Below are 15,109 nucleotides of genomic sequence, written 5' to 3'. Positions count from 1 at the left end.
TATTATTCGTTAGACCGCTCACAGCACGCTCAGATATTGGGGATCAACCCCCACTCGGAAGCAACCCGAGTGTTGGAAAAAACCTCGCGTGCTTCCTGGATCATCTCCAGCCACTCATCTGGGCGATAACGATCGGACAAATGAAACAACACCAGCATTTCCGCTCCAGCACGTTGAGCGAGCGTAGCAGCCTGCACACTGGTCATGTGATAGTTCTTCTGGGCCAACTCTTCATCACAATGGCGATACTGAGATTCACAGACGATCACACGGCAGCCAAGCAGGGCGGGTTCGAGGTGCTTCATGGCAGTCTCATCCATGAGGAAATCCGTGAGATAAGCAATCGAGTCACCGGGGGTTTCAGTGAGCAGGCTTTTTCGAAGGTCGGCCACTGAATACGTCACGCCCTCAATGTCGAGCGTGCTTTCGTCATCGACTGAGTCCTTCAATTGCTTGAGCCAGGGGCCCGGCCGTAACCCGAGCGATCCGAGGCGTGAAGCATCAATGTTCCAACGAGCTTTCTCACGCACTAGATACGCCATACTCGGAGTGCGATGATTCATGGTGAAGGCTTCAACGGTGTAGCCAACTCCCTGCGGCAACCTCGCTTCACTCACTTCATGAGCCGAGGCAAAGGATTCCCTCAATTCGTATCTCCCTGTAGAGATTCGGCCTTCCTCTGGATAGAGATCGGAGACGCGCCAAGAACCTGCCATTTGCTCGTGCAGATTCCACAGGAACCCGCGAAAACGATGATGCATGACTTTCCTCGTGCCTGGCGGTCCCCAGATGTAATTCGGCTTCGTTTCACGATTGAAAACACATCGAAAAAACGAGTCGAAGCCCGCGATGTGATCCATGTGGAAGTGGGAGAAAAAGACATGATCAATGTCCTGGATCTCACCAAAGGATAACTCGCTAACGCAGCCCTCCCCACAATCAAAGAGCAACCGTTCCACAGCCTGACCGCTATCCACCTGAACCAGCAAGGCATTATCCCTGCCAGGACCGCCTAGAATGCGAAAATGAATGCTCATGATGATTGGGGATCGGTCGTCTATATCAAACTTCGAAGGGAATGCCATGCATAACCCACACATCGCCATCCCCTTCACCATTCTCTCGTCATTCCTTCTTGGAAGACGTAGCATTCGCTCGTAGCGTGGCGTTTGTATCTTCACATGGACTGGGAATCGCCAAAACTTTTGATACTGGCTCTGCCTGCCCTAGCGCTGCTGCTGTGGATCGAGAATCGCTCGGTGCATCCGATGGAGGGCCTGCGGAAGAGGTTGCTGCTGGTCGTGCGGACTCTGGGACTGCTGCTGGCCCTCCTGGCCCTGGCGGGACCTGCACGCGTGGCTCAGACGGGGAAAAAGGCGCTCGGGATCGTGCTGGATGCCAGCCAGAGCCTCGGTGAGGAAGGCCGCCGTGAAGCTCTGAAGGAAGCGCGTGAGATGCAGGGGCGCCTCGGGATGGGGACGGAGAGTTTCATCGTCATGCTCGGGGATGAACCTGCCCTGTTGCCCGATGTTCCTGAAAAGGACCAGGAAGCGGCGCTGGGCGAGTTTCAGCAAGCGCACGGAGGTGATAGCCAATACAGCGCGGCCATCGAGTATGCCCAAGCACTGTTTCCCGCCGGAGCCAGTCGAGACATCGTGATGATCGGAGATGGGCACGAGACGCGTGGTAGTCTGATCGAGACAGCTCAGGACGCGAGTCTAGCCGGGGTGCGTCTACATGCGCGTGCGCTCGCTGGACCGAAGAAGCCCGATGCTCGAGTGCTGGATCTGGTGCCCAGCCGCAGCCGACTGAATGAAGGAGCGACACTAAAACTCACGGCCCATTTGGAATCTACCCTGAATACTGAGGGAATGCTGAAGCTGTATGAAAATGGGATTCAGGTGGAACAGCGCCCCGTGACTCTTCAGGCTGGCCAGTCCCTGACGGAAACCTTTACCCGCACTCCTAACGAACGAAACATCTTCAAGTATCGCGCCGTGCTGGAGGGCATCACCGCAGATACCCTGCCTGCCAACAACAGTGCGCTGACCCTGGTGGATGTGCGTGGGCGCCTGCGCCTGCTGTATCTGGACAGCGAACCTGCGGAGGCCCAATACCTCCAGCAGGCGATGGAGAAAGAAGGCATCGAGCTGGATCTGCGCCAGCCGGGGAATATCCCAGCTTCGTTGGAGCAACTGGCGGGATACGATGGTATCATCCTCAGCGATGTCTCCGCGCATCGTCTGGGCGAGGGCACCATGAATGCCATGCGTGACTATGTGGATAAGCTGGGCGGCGGCTTTCTCATGCTCGGTGGGCCGAACAGCTTTGCGCTGGGCGGCTTTTACAAAACACCCATTGATGACCTGCTGCCTGTGCGGTTGAAAGCCCCCGATGAGGAGGAGAAACAAAGTGCGGCGGTGGCGATCGTGATGGACCGTTCCGGCTCCATGGCTGGGGAGAAGCTGGAGATGGCCAAGAGCGCCTCCATCGCCACAGCAGAGGTGCTGGGGCGCAATGACTTCATCGGCGTCTATGCCTTCGATAGTGAAGCCCATGTGGTGGTGCCAATGACCCGGCTGACTTCCACCGCCGCAGTGGCGGGTCAGATCGCCGCGGTGGCCTCAGGCGGTGGCACCAATCTCCAGCCTGCCTTTGAACAAGCCCGCGATGCTCTGCGCCGAGTGAAGGCCAAGGTGAAACACATGATCATCCTCACCGATGGCCAAACCAGCGGTAGCGGTTATGAATCCATGGCCTCCCAATGTCGTGGCGAGGGCATCACCATCTCCACCGTCTCCATCGGCGAAGGCTCACACGTGGCCCTGCTCCAAGCCATCGCCAGTAGTGGCGGGGGGCAATCCTACACCACCCTGGATGCCTCGGGTATCACCCGCATTTTCACGCAAGATACCCTGATGCACACAGGTCGGATGCTGCGCGAGGATCCCTTCTTGCCGCAACTCGTGGAGAAGCACGCCATGCTGGCTGGCTTTGAGCCGTGGAACTCACCTGACCTGCTGGGTTACGTCAAAACCATCCGCAAAGCGACGGCGCAGGTGCCGCTGGTGACCGATGCGGGTGATCCGCTGCTGGCGCATTGGCGTTATGGCCTGGGCAAGGTCACTGCCTTCACCAGTGATGCCAAGAGCCGCTGGGCAGGCCTGTGGATTGCGCGCTGGCCAGATTTCAACTGCTTCTGGTCCCAGGTGCTGCGTGAGACAGCCCGCCCACCACAAGGTCGCCACATGGACTTGGCTGTAGAGATGCAGGGTGATCGAGCCTTGATGCATGTGGACCTGCAAGAAGATGCCGGCACACGCGCCAACGATGCCCGTGTGCAGGCCGAGGTATTCTTTGTCGCTGCGGATTCTCTGGGAGCCCCCCTGAAGTCTGTGCAAAATCTCTTGTTAGGCCAAACCGGCCCCGGTCTCTATGAAGGCCACTTCCGTCCTGACCAACCCGGGGTCTATCTGGTGCGGGCACAAAGCGGTGCCGAGATGGTTTCCGCCGGCGTGGTGCATAACCCCAGCAACGAAGCCAGCCTGGGCACGGTGAATGAGGGCCTCCTGAAAAAGGCCACTCAACTCACGCAGGGACAAATACTCAAGGCTGGTGAACTCCCCGATCTCAGCCAGACAAGCGCCGTGCAATACATCGAACTCTGGCCTCCGCTGGTGCTAGCCCTGCTCCTGCTCTTCCTCGCGGATGTGGCCATCCGCCGCTGGGAGCATGTGCAGGGCATCTGGGAGGTCATTCGAGACCTCCTCCTCAAGAAGGCCAAGAAGCCAAGTGGCTCCACCTGACCCCTAACTGCCTTCCTTTTTCTGTTCTGGCTTACTCGTCGGTATTGGACTGCCCTTCCAGCGTCTTCACCCGTGCCACCAGCTGAGGTAGGCGGTTGATGCTGGCCAACCGCCTCTTCTCCTCCATCACAGGAACCGCAGGGAAACCCATGTAGGTGACCTTGCCTGCAGGGATATCCTTGGTCACGCCGCTGCGCCCGCCCAAGGTGACGAAGGAGCCGACGTTCACGTGTCCGGCCACACCACATTGCGCTGCCATCACGACGTAATCTCCAATGACGGCACTGCCTGCAATGGCACACGCGGCCACGATGATGCAGTGCTTTCCAATCACCACATTGTGGCCGATCTGGACGAGGTTATCGATCTTCGTGCCTTCACCGATCCAGGTGCGGCCAAAGCGTGCCCGATCCACCATGGTGCCAGCGCCGATTTCCACATCGTTATCAATCTGCACGATGCCTGCCTGACGCACCTTGCGATGACGGCCCTGCTGGAATTCATAACCGAAACCATCGCCCCCAATCACAACACCTGAATGGAGAATCACTCGTTCACCGATTTCACAAGCTTCTTGAAGAGTGACGTTGGGGAAAAGCTTGGAGTCCTTCCCGATAATCGCGTCCCGCCCCACATAGCAACCTGCGCCGATTTCCACACCATCAGCAATCTGCGCACCACTCTCGATGACAGCACACGCTCCTACAGAGATCTTGGTGAGATCAGCCTGCACATCCGAAGCGATGACGGCTGAAGGATGAATCCCCACCTCAAAGCTGTGGGCGTGGAAGCCATAGGCATCCACGACCTTTTCAAAGGCTCGTGACGGATCCTCGACCGCAATGCAAGCCACTTGCGTTGGAGCAGACTCCAGGCCTATGGGCACCAGCACCGCAGCGGCTTTCGTCGCAGCTAATCTTTCCCTATATCGGGCATCATAAAAAAAGCTGAGATCCCCCGAAACAGCTTCTTTGAGAGAAGCAAAACCGGTGATGCGTGTATCTGGATTGCCAGTGAGTATCTCTCCCCCAAGCAGCTCAGCCAACTCAGAGAGAGCGACGTTCATGTGACGCGCCTTCTCTCACAGTTTCGCCACCATGGCGAGCATTGATTGCCGAAGTCCAATCTAATCTTGTTTTTGTAATCGCTGAAACCTGGATTGAGGCTTTGGAAAAGGCATTCTGCAAGGACCACCAGGACATTTTCTCCTGGTGATCGCAACGCCATAGACGGTGATTTTAAGCAGAGCAGCCCGAGCCACATTCCACCTGGCAAGCGGGTGAGGGAGACAACTCACGAACCTCGTCCGCTTCAGGAGCACTCATGTCAGGATTCGGCTGCTGTGCGCTCAGACCGAGGGTCTGAATAAGGGCCAAATCTTCCTGAGCTTGAGGATTGGCGGCCGTCAGGAGTTTATCCCCGTAGAAAATGGAGTTGGCACCCGCAAAGAAGGCCAGCGCCTGTGCCTCACGGCTGAGATTGGTGCGGCCTGCGCTCAAGCGAACCTTTGCCCGAGGGATCGCGATGCGGGTCACGGCGATCATGCGCACGAGAGAGAAGCTATCCACCTGGACATTTTCACCCAAGGGAGTGCCCTTCATCGGCATGAGGGCATTGATCGGCACGCTCTCAGGATGCGGATTGAAGTTACTGAGCACTTCAAGCATCTTCAGGCGGTCCTCAATGGTTTCCCCCAGGCCGAGGATCCCCCCGCAGCAGACCGACATGCCCGCATCCTGCGCATGGCGGATGGTGCTGAGGCGATCGTCAAAGGTGTGGGTGCTGACGATGTTGGAGTAGTGCTCGGGACTGGTATCAATGTTGTGATTGTATGCCGTCACGCCAGCTTCCTTCAGAATGCGAGCTTCTTCAGAACCGAGTTGACCCAGTGTCACACACACTTCCATGCCGAGCGTGGCCACATCCTTCACGATGTCCACCACCTGATCAAACTTCTGAGTGCCGACGCGCACACCTTTCCAGGCAGCGCCCATGCAGAAACGGGTGGAACCACTGGCACGGGCTGCACGAGCGCGCTCCATGACCTGATCCTTCTCCATCAGCTTCTCGGCTTGCACCCCCGTATTGTAGCGGGCGCTCTGAGCGCAGTAGCCACAATCCTCACTGCAGCCCCCGGTTTTAATGCTCAGCAGGGTGCAAAGCTGCACTTCATTGCCCGTCCAATGTTCCTCATGGACGGCACGGGCCTGTTTGAGGAGATCAAAGAACGGCTGATGGTAGATGCGGTGAAGATCGGCGTATTTCATGCACTGAAAGCTGTGACGCATTTGCCATGAAACCCGTCCCAGGGCAAACGTATTTGGCTATTCCAGGCTTTTGGGAGGAAAGTTTTGAGACCCGAGTGACCTCAGACTCATACTTCCCGCGTTTTCAGCTCCTGTTGGCGTAGCTTTTCACGGCGTCGCAACTCTCTATCAATAACAAGAAAGGCAACCCAGATAGGCTGCCTTTCAGATGACCGTTGGGATTTGATAAGGTGCGCTTAGTTCGTCCAACGGCCACCACTACCCAAGGCGACTTTCCAACCACGGAGGTGCATGAAGGAGTAGTCCGTTTTACCGATCGCACCGACCATGGGCACGCCTGTGGCTTTCTTCCAGGCCCGGCTCATGCTTTCCCCGGTGTGACAGCCCCAGCTCTGGCAGTAGGCATTGCGAGCAAAAGCTCCCCGGCTGATGCGAGGCAGATCATTTTCATGCAGCCAGACCGTGGATGCCGCATAGACGTCCGAACTGTAATCGAACAGGAAGCAGTATTTGTTCGAGTGTCCAAAGAACTCGAAGCCCGAGATCTTATGGCGATTGCGAGGCACTGTGCTGCTGCCGCGATTGATGTAATTGATCAGATCATCTTTGCTGCGAAACCACACCAGATTGATTCCATAGGTGCTCTGCACGGACTCAATGTGGCTGGTCAGCGGATCGTGATCCTCGGCGGCCCGACGCAGATAAGAGTCCCGATACACCAGCCACGTGACGACAGTCCCCTTCGGCTGCGTGCGCTGCAGTTCCTGCATGCGCACACGGGCCGTCCGAACGAAGTTCCCCCACCAGCGGTCATGCTGCTGACCAGGATTGCGCAGATCTTCCCACTTTCTTAAAGCGGGTCCCCCCGAGCAGATGATGTATTCATTCTGCGCCTGAGCCGTCATGCTGGAGAAACCCAGCAGCACCGTCAGCAGGAGGGTGGCTTTGACCAGAAAAGGGGGAAGAGACATAAGACGGAATAAATACGCTCCGCAAGCGCTGGCAACGCTTACTTCAGAGAGATCATCTTGAAGTTCTTAAACTGCACCATCATCGGCGGGCCCTGATGGATTTGTAACCCAAGCACTCCTTCCTTCGGTGCATTAGCGGCATCTTCGTCCGTCACGTCCACCGTTTGCAAGCCATTGATGAAGTGCTGCACGTGATTGCCTTGGGCCACAATCTTGTATTCGTTCCAGTCTTCCTTCTTGATGGAGGCTTGGATCGCATCGCTATCACCCACGATGCCCTGCTTCTCCACCACCGGCTTTTTACTGGCATCCGCCGCAGGTTTGATCACCGTCTTCTCACCTCGAAGAGCCAGGATACCACGCCCCTTTTCTTCATAAAGAATGCCGCTGTATTTATCACCCGCTTCAAAGTCTGCCTGATACCCCGACAAGATCGGGCCAAACTCACCCGCCTCCAATTCCTTGCTGCGATATTGCACGCCGGAGTTCCCCTTCACGATTTTGTATTGAAAGGTCAGCTCGAAATCGCTCACCGTGCCGCCTTTCCAAACGAGGAATGTGTTGTGCTTAATGACGCCCTTCTCAGGATTGGCCGGGTCGGGAGGCGTGATGCCGGTGATCGCACCATCTTTCACACTCCATAGCTCCAGATTCCCTTCCCACCCAGTGAGGTCCTTGCCATTGAAGATTTCGATGGGTTCCGCTGCGGAAAGAGAACAAACCAAAGCGGCGAAAAGAGGGGTGAGAAAATGTACTTTCATGAGGTTGGATAAAACGGGGCCGTTGTAACGTGAAGCCATGGGATTGTCTATCGCGATTGGTGTTCTCAACCTTACCAGTCAAAGATTGTTTTACATACTGGACCGAGCTACACACTGTGGATAAACGATTTCCCCTGCCAGAAACCCTTCTGTCAGAGCGCTTTCGTGTTCGAGACCTGTCAGCGCGACATCACAGGCCCCCCGTTTATTGACACCTCATTCGGCTTTTAATTTAACATCCAACGCTATGCGCAATCTACTGCTCATCACTCTCCTCGTGGCATCGACACATGTCCTATGTGCCAACGAAAAACCGACGGGTAAGTTTTTGTTCCAGCCGATGCTTATCTGGGCAACCTCAGAAGTGACCCATCAAGGAACAGGCTATCTTTTGAAGCATGAAAACCACGCTTATGGTGTCACGAGCATTCACTTCCTCGACTTTGATGCAGGCGGACTTTTTGAAGCCATTTGGCTGGATGTCCATTCATCAAAGCCTATCGCGGGATTCCGAACCAGCGCGGGCAAACCCAAAACGACCTCGATCCAAAAATTTGAGGATATCCAAAACGATTTCTTGATCATGCCCTTGGAAAAAATTCCAGATGGATGCGTCGGAATTGAAATCGAAAAAGTTGCCCATTATTCGAAGGGTCACAAACTTTGGTTTCCGAATAAGGCAGAAGAAGAATCCATCGGTTACACGTGGGTTGAAGCCGAGATCGTTGAAGATAAGGGGCACATGATGACGGCGAGACTGCTCTCGGAAGTCAAACTTCAGGGTCGAAGCGGTTCGCCTTTCTTCAGTCAAGAAACTGGAAAAGCGATCGGCATGTTGATGGGAGGTGACGAAAATGAAATCTACCTTTGTCCAACTCGAGGAATCGTTGATTCTCTCGAAAGCAATCCAACACCGATTCCTTTGATGGAGAGCATTACGAATAGGTAAGCAGCAACAGCTATCCTGAGCTTAAATTCGCCTCAGAGCAATCTCCCAATCACTCCCAAATCGCCTGCCACTCGGCTTCTTTAAAACCGACCAGATGGATGCCTGCGGCCTCATCAATGACGAAGGGGCGTTTGACGAGATTGCCGTTGCTGCTGAGAAGCTTGATAGCTTTGTCTTCAGTCATGGTGGGGAGTTTGTCTTTCATCCCGAGGGCACGGTAATCCTGACCGGAGGTGTTAAAGAGCAACCGTAACTCGCCTTTAGCTTTGAGCATGGCACGGAGTTCTGCCACGCTAGGTGGGGTTTCACGGATGGCGAGTTCCTGATACTCGATCCCCTGCCCTTTCAGCCATTTGACGGCGTTCTTGCAGGTGGAGCATCCTTGATAAGCATAGACTTTCAGCATGGCAGTAGAGAGAGCAGCGGGTGGCTTTTCGTTACCAACTCTTGGTGCTGGCTCCGGCACCAATGAGTTCTTCGGCTTCTTCTTCGAGCTCCTCCTCGTCTTCTTCCAGAGGAGCAAAGCGCTCAGATCGAAAACCGAGTTCTTGTTTGACGGAAGAATGCGGATCCTCGGGATTTTGCAGCTCTTTCAGCAGAACCAGGATATCGAACTCGGCATCGGTGAGTTTGATTTCGGCGTCGTCGTTGACGGAGAATTTGGGATTGGAGCGCCCGACAGAGATGGCTCGGATGGTGTAGGTGCGACCTTTTTTGGGCAGAGCCGTGTAAAGGTCAAAAACCCAGGGCTCGAAGTGATCGTTGATGCAGACGACTTTTTGACCGGTGGAAAACATGCGAAAAGGGAAAGGGTTGTTTGCAGCCATTTAAGCGGCTGCGCAAGGCTTCTGAATATCGAGCGGGGCAGATTGAATGGCTTTCTCTCTTCAAGCTGACATTGCACCCGATCTATCCCTACAGCCGGCCAAGCTCGTGCAGATGCTGACGCAGGCGCTTGGCGATCTCGGCCGTGACTTCAGGCTTCTCGACGCAGCCATGCCAGTAGGGCACCACGAGCTCGGTGCCCGTGTCCAGATGAGAGCTGGAGTAAGGCACCACGCGGTCACTGCTGGTGAGGAGCTCACCTTCCCCATATTGACCGACGATGCTGTGGTGCGGCACGGGGATGGGCTGCGCATTCAGAGCCTTCAGATACGGATGCTTAGGTGAAAGGGTGCCGATGCTGAGGAAACCAAAAGTGCCCCAGTCGCGGAGTTGGGGGGTAAGGTAATCGATGTTCCCGGTCATGATCTCCTTCGCCAGCACAAGGGAGTCGGTGGGGAGCTTGATGAGACGGGTCAAGCGATAGACGATGCCGCGATCAGCCATGGTGCTGCCTTTGTGGGGCACGGTGATGAAGATGAGGCGCTTGATATAAGGCTGCTTTTTGAATTCGAGGGTGTCCTTCAGGCGCTCAAGGGTGTGGTTGGACACCATGAGCTTTTCTGGTTCGCAGTTGAAGTACGCTTTCCAAAGGGAGTCACCGCTATCGATGGTCTGCATGCGGCTGAGCAGGCCGCCCATGCTGTGGCCAACCATCACCATGTTATTCATGCCGGGATCATCTCCTTCAGGATCCAGCTTCGCGCGGGCTTCTTCCAGCGATCGACGCAACTGCCAGGAAGTCGCAGGAACGGCCATGCCAGAGGGATAGAGGAAATACCAAGGTTGATAGTTCGCCCGCAAGACGGGATCGGCATAGATGGCGTTGATGGCCTCATACCAGATATGGGGATCTGACATCAGCCCATGGACGAAGACGACAGGGATGCGCTTGGGATCGTAGAGTTCCAAGCGGTAGATCTCGCTTTCATCCAGGGTCTTTTCAGGAAAGAGCAGCCCGATGAGGGAGAACCCACGCAGGAAGCGATTGTTCAGTGCTAGTTCTTTCGGCGCGGTGTAGTTGGCGGCCAAGTGGGTGCGCTCGCCTTTCACCTGAGCCTCGGCTTTCCTCAGGGGATTGTAGAGATGCAGATGGGCAGCACGCGGCTTGCCTGGAGCAGGTGGGTCAAACTCCATCACCGCCGTCAGAGTGAGAAAGGCACCGTTGAGAGGCATCATCGGATACTTCGCCGCCAGGGCCTTGGAATGCTGAGCCTGCCCGACTACCGGGACGCCGAGCCCAGCGTCAATCACCGGGGTGGCACCTTTGGCCAATCTCACATCCTGAGCCGGAATGAGGCGATCCAGCATCAGGGGGGAGATTTCCTCTGGATTCCCCGGAGCAGGCTGGAGATGCACCTGATACTGACGATCCCTCATCTCGAACAAGCTGCCCGTTTCCCATTTGCGAGGGAGGGAGCTGCGGCTCCAGTTTTTAATGACCAAGGCCAAAGCTCCTTCATAAACATTCTCGGCCTGACGTTTCTCTGCGCGGGTAGCGGAGTCACTCTGCATCACGTCCCAGGCCTGGGCGGCTTTATCCAGCTGAACGGAGATGAGTTTTTCCGATAAGCCCAGATTAGGCAACCACGGCTCCCGCACGGTGGGAGCCTTTGGCGAGCCGCAACTGACCAAGAGGGTGGCGGTTAGGGCACAGGAAAGACGGGAAAAAAGCATGCGCGAGAAGACGAAAGAAATGCGGAGAGAAACCCAGATGCAAGGACCTACCGCGGCTGGTTCGAGCGCACCTTCACCTCATAAGCACGGCTGTAGCGCATGAAGGTGAAGTAGGCCGTGGACATGGCGATCCATAAGCCAGGAAAACCATCCATAAAACCACGCCGCAGGACATAAGCGCGCATGAAACGCCACCACGGGCGGAACAAAGCGTGGACCAGGGACCAGCCACGCCCCTCCGCCTGTTCATGCTCAGCAAAGACATCGGTATAGCCGACATGCTTATCCAGGTAGTGCCCCATGCTGGTAAAGGAGTAATGATACAGATCCCCCTCCAGGGTGGTGTGAGGTCCATCCACAACTAGACGCTCATGCACCTGACTGCTGGCATGGCCCTCCCAACGGCCTTTATCTCGCCGAAACAGGCGCACTTTTTTATCGGGATACCAGTCCCCATGGCGAATCCAGCGCCCGAGGAACCAAACTCGCCGCGCCATCCAGGCGGCCTCATATTTCTCCGTGCTACCATCGGTAAAAAAGGACTCGATGGAGCGACGAAGCTCTGGAGACAACTCCTCATCACAATCCAAAGCCAAAATCCAGGGCTGGGTGCAGAGACTGTTGCAGAGATTTTTCTGATCGGTGAATCCTAGCCAAGCCTGTGAGACAAAGCGTGCGCCAAACTCCTCTGCCACAGCCTGAGTGCCATCGGTGCTGCCACTGTCCACGATGATGATCTCCTGGGCCAGATCCACCGCACTGGCTAAGCAGCGGCGTAGATTGGCCTCCTCATTTTTCGAGATGATGGCGATAGAAAGCGGATGGGGCATGACAGAACTGGATGGAAGAGCGGGAGCGACGAAATGGAAATCGAAAAGTCTCTCTGTTTGCATTCCGGTGGCAACCGCCCTTCATATCCCCCCTTGCCAACCAACTCCTCTCAGCCCACCCGCCACTCTTCCATGCCCTTTTGGTTGTGGCCTCATGTGCTTAGCCTTGAGGCTCCGCTAGTGGCCGTGCTGTGGCTGCTGGGGATCTCCCGGTTAGATCACCTCCAGATCATGCCAGGAGTGGTGCCGGGGCTCGGTTTCTCGGTCTGGTTCATTTACTTAGCCGATCGTGTGTTGGATACCTTTGGCGTGCCAGAGAGTGCGCTCAGCCTGCGGCATCGCTTCTACAGGCGTTGGCGCTGGGCCTTGGTCTTCATCGTCATGCCCGCCGTAGCGGTTTACTTGGCATGGCTGGGCCTCTGGGTCGTGCCTGCACGGCTGCTCACCAACTCCGTCCTCCAGCTTTTCCCCATTGGCGTCTATTTGATTCTCTATTCAGTGGCTTCCTCTCAGGTGCGGCTGCGCCTGCTCCAAGCAGGGTTGGTGCTGCTGCTTTTCGCGATCAATGCCCTGCCTTTCCAGGAGAATCTGAAGCTCGTTCTCTCCCTCATCATCGCTGGGGCCGCAGTCCTGTTGATGACGCTCCGGCTTCATGAGCAGATCGAGAGGTTTTTCCGCAAGGAGGTGGCTGCCGGTATTCTTTTCGCACTCGGCTGCACCACCTGGAGCCGCTTTCACGATTTCGGCAGCACCAGTGTGGAGAGCTGGGCTGCGGTGCTTTTACTTGCCCTGCTTTTCACCTGCAATCTGGCGCTGATCACCGCGCGAGAAGCTGGTCCCAGAGCGGATCTGCGTGCCCATGGAACGCTGATCAGCTCTCTTGTCATTGTCGCCTTCACCCTCATCGCGGTGCCTCTCGGATATGTCCCTGCCAATCTCCTGCCTCTCTCTTCTGCGGTGGCGGTAGGTCTCCTGGGATTGAAAATCCTTTGGTTCAACAGGCAGCGCCTCTCGGCTGAAGCCTTCCGTGTCTGGGCAGATGTCGTCGTCGCCCTACCCGCTTTGGCCACTCTCGTTTGGCCGACCTCCTCAGCGGGTGGGTCAGCCCCCTGCTGCATGTAAGGTCCTGAAAAAGCTGCACGACGATTCAAACAAACTTTGTGCAGGTTTCCAGAGACACGTTAAACTGCGCGTCCCATGGATCCTCTGATTCAACTCCTCCAAATCAACTCCAACCGCTCCACCAGTGAGCTGGCTCAAATTCTGGGCCTTTCTGAAGATGAAGTCGTGCGCAGAATGCGAGCGGCGGAGGCGGATAAGACGATCTTGGGCTACAACGCCGTGGTGGATAAGCAGAAGGCCGGTCACCGTGGAGTGACGGCTCTGATCGAAGTGCGTATCACTCCTGAGCGTGAAGGCGGCTTTGACCGTCTGGCTAAGCGCATTGCGAAGTTCGACCAAGTGCGTGAGTGCTTCCTCATGAGCGGCGGCTATGACCTGGCCGTCCTCGTGGAAGGTAAAGACCTTCTCGATGTCGCCAACTTCGTGGCCGAAAAACTGAGCACCCTCGGCGGCGTGCTCTCCACCGCCACGCACTTCCAGCTCAAGGCTTATAAACAAGCCGGTTTCCTCGCCAACTCAGGCGATGATGAAGAGCGCCTGCCAGTCAGTCCTTGATCATGATCTAAAAGACCAACCATGGACTACAACAGCAAGCTCTCCACCCAGATCCGCGACCTTCCGCGCTCTGGCATTCGGGACTTTTTCGAACTCGTCATCGGTCGCAGCGACGTCATCTCTCTCGGCGTCGGTGAGCCGGATAAGCCCACCCCGTGGCCGATCCGTGAGGCCGCCATCCGCTCCCTCGAAAAAGGCCAAACCAGCTATACCTCCAACCTCGGACTCGAATCCCTCCGCGTCGCCATCAGTGGTTATGTGGAGAATCAATTCCGCGTCAGCTACGATCCCAAAAAAGAGATCCTGGTGACCGTCGGCGTGTCTGAGGCGCTCGATATCGCCTTCCGCGCCCTGCTGAACCCGGGCGACGAAGTCATCTATCATGAGCCCTGCTACGTCTCTTATGCTCCGAGCATCAAGATGGCTTACGGCGTGCCTGTCGTGGTGGAGACCCGTGAGGAAAATGAATTCGCCCTCATGGCGGCCGATGTCGAAAAAGCCATCACGCCACGCACCAAGATCATCGCGCTGAACTTCCCCACCAACCCCACCGGCGGTATCATGCCCCGGGAGGAACTGGAGAAAATCGCCGCCCTGGCCATCAAGCACGATCTCATCGTCTTCACCGATGAAATCTACTGTGAGCTCCTCTACGACAACCGCCAGCATCTCAGCATCGCTGAACTGCCCGGGATGAAAGAGCGCACCGTCCTGCTGCATGGTTTCAGCAAGGCCTTTGCCATGACTGGCTGGCGTCTCGGTTATGCCTGCGCCCCGGCCCCACTCATCGAAGCCATGATGAAAGTGCACCAGTATTGCATGCTGTGCGCCCCCATCATGAGTCAGATGGCCGGCCTGGAAGCCCTGAAAATGGGGGCCAGTGCTTATGAAGACATGCGCCAGAGCTACGAGCAACGCCGCAACGTCATCGTCAGCCGTCTCAATGGCATGGGCCTGCACTGCTTCAATCCCGGAGGAGCCTTTTACGTCTTCCCCGAGATCCGCAGCACCGGCCTCACCAGCAAGGAATTCGCCATCGGCCTGCTCGAGAAAAAGAGCGTCGCCGTCGTCCCAGGCACCGCCTTTGGTGCAGCCGGAGAAGGCTTCGTCCGCTGCTGCTACGCCACCGCCCCCGAGCTCATCGTCAAAGCCATGGACCTCATGGAAGAGTATGTGAACGAAGTGCGGAAGTAATCCTCATCCATTCTTTAAACCTTAACTACCCCCAAGTTCAGTCATGGACTTGGGGGTTTTGATTGGGGTTATGTGCCTTAATCATAGTCGCTCAC

The 15,109-nt window shown here is 56.2% G+C and carries 14 protein-coding genes; 5 read left to right on the top strand and 9 right to left on the bottom strand.

What is annotated here, in order from left to right; translation table 11 throughout:
* Positions 1–29 precede the first annotated feature (29 nt).
* Positions 30–1,037, bottom strand: coding sequence for an MBL fold metallo-hydrolase (locus B5D61_RS18960; RefSeq protein WP_078815003.1), 1,008 nt, complete (start codon positions 1,035–1,037; stop codon positions 30–32).
* A gap of 144 nt (positions 1,038–1,181) precedes the next feature.
* On the opposite strand from B5D61_RS18960, the gene B5D61_RS18955 reads away from it, so the two are divergent.
* Positions 1,182–3,806 (top strand): VWA domain-containing protein, encoded by a 2,625-nt coding sequence (locus B5D61_RS18955; RefSeq protein WP_078815002.1) that lies wholly within the window; start codon positions 1,182–1,184, stop codon positions 3,804–3,806.
* Between the two features lie 31 nt (positions 3,807–3,837).
* Here B5D61_RS18955 and lpxD read toward each other — a convergent pair whose 3' ends face one another.
* From lpxD to B5D61_RS18935, 4 genes are all read right to left on the bottom strand, one after another.
* The gene (lpxD, locus tag B5D61_RS18950; RefSeq protein ID WP_078815001.1) at positions 3,838–4,872 is read right to left on the bottom strand and encodes a UDP-3-O-(3-hydroxymyristoyl)glucosamine N-acyltransferase; all 1,035 of its coding nucleotides are present in this window, start codon (positions 4,870–4,872) and stop codon (positions 3,838–3,840) included.
* Positions 4,873–5,044: 172 nt separating this feature from the next.
* Complete coding sequence (bioB, locus tag B5D61_RS18945; RefSeq protein ID WP_078815097.1) at positions 5,045–6,073, bottom strand: biotin synthase BioB; 1,029 nt, start codon at positions 6,071–6,073, stop codon at positions 5,045–5,047.
* Positions 6,074–6,309: 236 nt separating this feature from the next.
* Positions 6,310–7,044, bottom strand: coding sequence for a hypothetical protein (locus B5D61_RS18940; protein ID WP_078815000.1), 735 nt, complete (start codon positions 7,042–7,044; stop codon positions 6,310–6,312).
* Positions 7,045–7,082: 38 nt separating this feature from the next.
* Positions 7,083–7,805: a 3-keto-disaccharide hydrolase gene (locus tag B5D61_RS18935; protein ID WP_078815096.1), complete on the bottom strand. Its 723-nt coding sequence runs from the start codon at positions 7,803–7,805 to the stop codon at positions 7,083–7,085.
* A 247-nt stretch (positions 7,806–8,052) separates the two neighbouring features.
* Here B5D61_RS18935 and B5D61_RS18930 point away from each other — a divergent pair, with 247 nt between their 5' ends.
* Entirely contained in the window at positions 8,053–8,754 is a 702-nt protein-coding gene (locus B5D61_RS18930; RefSeq protein WP_078814999.1) for a hypothetical protein, read from the top strand.
* Positions 8,755–8,803: 49 nt separating this feature from the next.
* Here B5D61_RS18930 and B5D61_RS18925 read toward each other — a convergent pair whose 3' ends face one another.
* The 4 genes from B5D61_RS18925 to B5D61_RS18910 form a co-directional block, all read right to left on the bottom strand.
* Positions 8,804–9,160, bottom strand: a complete 357-nt coding sequence (locus B5D61_RS18925; RefSeq protein WP_078814998.1) for an arsenate reductase family protein — start codon at positions 9,158–9,160, stop codon at positions 8,804–8,806.
* Positions 9,161–9,191: 31 nt separating this feature from the next.
* A complete protein-coding gene (locus tag B5D61_RS18920; RefSeq protein WP_078815095.1) occupies positions 9,192–9,551 on the bottom strand; it encodes a hypothetical protein in 360 nt (119 codons plus the stop codon).
* A 118-nt stretch (positions 9,552–9,669) separates the two neighbouring features.
* Positions 9,670–11,313 (bottom strand): esterase/lipase family protein, encoded by a 1,644-nt coding sequence (locus B5D61_RS18915; protein WP_078814997.1) that lies wholly within the window; start codon positions 11,311–11,313, stop codon positions 9,670–9,672.
* Between the two features lie 47 nt (positions 11,314–11,360).
* Positions 11,361–12,143 (bottom strand): glycosyltransferase family 2 protein, encoded by a 783-nt coding sequence (locus tag B5D61_RS18910; RefSeq protein WP_078814996.1) that lies wholly within the window; start codon positions 12,141–12,143, stop codon positions 11,361–11,363.
* Positions 12,144–12,275: 132 nt separating this feature from the next.
* On the opposite strand from B5D61_RS18910, the gene B5D61_RS18905 reads away from it, so the two are divergent.
* From B5D61_RS18905 to B5D61_RS18895, 3 genes are all read left to right on the top strand, one after another.
* Complete coding sequence (locus B5D61_RS18905; RefSeq protein WP_139373364.1) at positions 12,276–13,265, top strand: hypothetical protein; 990 nt, start codon at positions 12,276–12,278, stop codon at positions 13,263–13,265.
* A gap of 75 nt (positions 13,266–13,340) precedes the next feature.
* Positions 13,341–13,820, top strand: coding sequence for an Lrp/AsnC family transcriptional regulator (locus B5D61_RS18900; protein ID WP_078814994.1), 480 nt, complete (start codon positions 13,341–13,343; stop codon positions 13,818–13,820).
* Positions 13,821–13,841: 21 nt separating this feature from the next.
* Positions 13,842–15,014 (top strand): aminotransferase class I/II-fold pyridoxal phosphate-dependent enzyme, encoded by a 1,173-nt coding sequence (locus B5D61_RS18895; protein ID WP_078814993.1) that lies wholly within the window; start codon positions 13,842–13,844, stop codon positions 15,012–15,014.
* Positions 15,015–15,109 lie beyond the last annotated feature (95 nt).

Source organism: Prosthecobacter debontii (genome assembly GCF_900167535.1).
Classification (GTDB): domain Bacteria; phylum Verrucomicrobiota; class Verrucomicrobiia; order Verrucomicrobiales; family Verrucomicrobiaceae; genus Prosthecobacter; species Prosthecobacter debontii.
Note: the sequence above shows the minus strand (reverse complement) of the source record. Positions and strands in the feature narration are given on the sequence as shown.

Coding starts and splice junctions, on each gene's coding strand:
- B5D61_RS18960 (WP_078815003.1), bottom strand. CDS start 1,037: ATGAGCATTCATTTTCGCATTCTAGGCGGTCCTGGCAGGGATAATGCC.
- B5D61_RS18955 (WP_078815002.1), top strand. CDS start 1,182: ATGGACTGGGAATCGCCAAAACTTTTGATACTGGCTCTGCCTGCCCTA.
- lpxD (WP_078815001.1), bottom strand. CDS start 4,872: ATGAACGTCGCTCTCTCTGAGTTGGCTGAGCTGCTTGGGGGAGAGATA.
- bioB (WP_078815097.1), bottom strand. CDS start 6,073: ATGAAATACGCCGATCTTCACCGCATCTACCATCAGCCGTTCTTTGAT.
- B5D61_RS18940 (WP_078815000.1), bottom strand. CDS start 7,044: ATGTCTCTTCCCCCTTTTCTGGTCAAAGCCACCCTCCTGCTGACGGTG.
- B5D61_RS18935 (WP_078815096.1), bottom strand. CDS start 7,805: ATGAAAGTACATTTTCTCACCCCTCTTTTCGCCGCTTTGGTTTGTTCT.
- B5D61_RS18930 (WP_078814999.1), top strand. CDS start 8,053: ATGCGCAATCTACTGCTCATCACTCTCCTCGTGGCATCGACACATGTC.
- B5D61_RS18925 (WP_078814998.1), bottom strand. CDS start 9,160: ATGCTGAAAGTCTATGCTTATCAAGGATGCTCCACCTGCAAGAACGCC.
- B5D61_RS18920 (WP_078815095.1), bottom strand. CDS start 9,551: ATGTTTTCCACCGGTCAAAAAGTCGTCTGCATCAACGATCACTTCGAG.
- B5D61_RS18915 (WP_078814997.1), bottom strand. CDS start 11,313: ATGCTTTTTTCCCGTCTTTCCTGTGCCCTAACCGCCACCCTCTTGGTC.
- B5D61_RS18910 (WP_078814996.1), bottom strand. CDS start 12,143: ATGCCCCATCCGCTTTCTATCGCCATCATCTCGAAAAATGAGGAGGCC.
- B5D61_RS18905 (WP_139373364.1), top strand. CDS start 12,276: ATGCCCTTTTGGTTGTGGCCTCATGTGCTTAGCCTTGAGGCTCCGCTA.
- B5D61_RS18900 (WP_078814994.1), top strand. CDS start 13,341: ATGGATCCTCTGATTCAACTCCTCCAAATCAACTCCAACCGCTCCACC.
- B5D61_RS18895 (WP_078814993.1), top strand. CDS start 13,842: ATGGACTACAACAGCAAGCTCTCCACCCAGATCCGCGACCTTCCGCGC.